Here is a 691-nt window from a genome sequence, read left to right as displayed (position 1 = left end):
TATCCTTACGTTTTAGAGCACGGAAGAACTTGGACTCTTCGTGATACCAGCCCACAACACTAATCGGGAAACCAACTAACATCATGATGAAGAAATCTGCCGGAAACTGCTCCGTCACGTCCTGAAAAGTGTGAAGCTCTCCAAAGATGAACAAACCGATAATTTTACCCACCAACAACGCACAACAAATCATAAAAAACGATTTCATGATGTAGTGCCATTTTCCTTTCTTTCTCTCCTCTCGCCAATAAGCATACTTATGTTCTCGGTTATACATTACTCCTCCACAAAGTGACAGCGTCACTCATTAAATGATAGTGTGGGTTCAGTGCATCAGCACTATGGTAATCATAGTGCTGTTTACTAGGAGTTGCCTGTCAAACCAATGAGAAGAACACAAAAATGACATTGTGTTTTGGGAAGAATTCGCTTCGCGTTTTAGAAAGGAAAGAAATAGCGACTAAGCTGATAAAATCTCTTTGTATGAGCGATGCTCTCTATCCGCTTCGCTCAGATGAAACTGCTGCGCAAGTGCGACTAACCGCTCGCGATAGCGAGCCAAAGCAGTTTCGTCGTCGGTCATAATAGCGAACTCCGCAAAGTGACCAAAACCATCAAGAAAATCTAAGGTGATATGGAACTCGCCGACAAAGAAGATACTTCTGATTTTCTTGCTGCGTTGAATCACTTC

2 protein-coding genes are annotated in these 691 nt (G+C 42.5%); both read right to left on the bottom strand.

Annotated features, from left to right (window positions below):
* Positions 1-277 (bottom strand): hypothetical protein (locus R8O11_RS27895; protein ID WP_318194957.1); only part of this gene is annotated, 277 nt, incomplete at its 3' end.
* A 183-nt stretch (positions 278-460) separates the two neighbouring features.
* A partial coding sequence (locus R8O11_RS27890) for a class IV adenylate cyclase (protein WP_318194956.1) occupies positions 461-691 on the bottom strand: 231 nt, incomplete at its 5' end.

Source organism: Vibrio sp. 1288, assembly GCF_033344475.1.
This window is presented reverse-complemented; position numbering and strand designations above follow the sequence as displayed.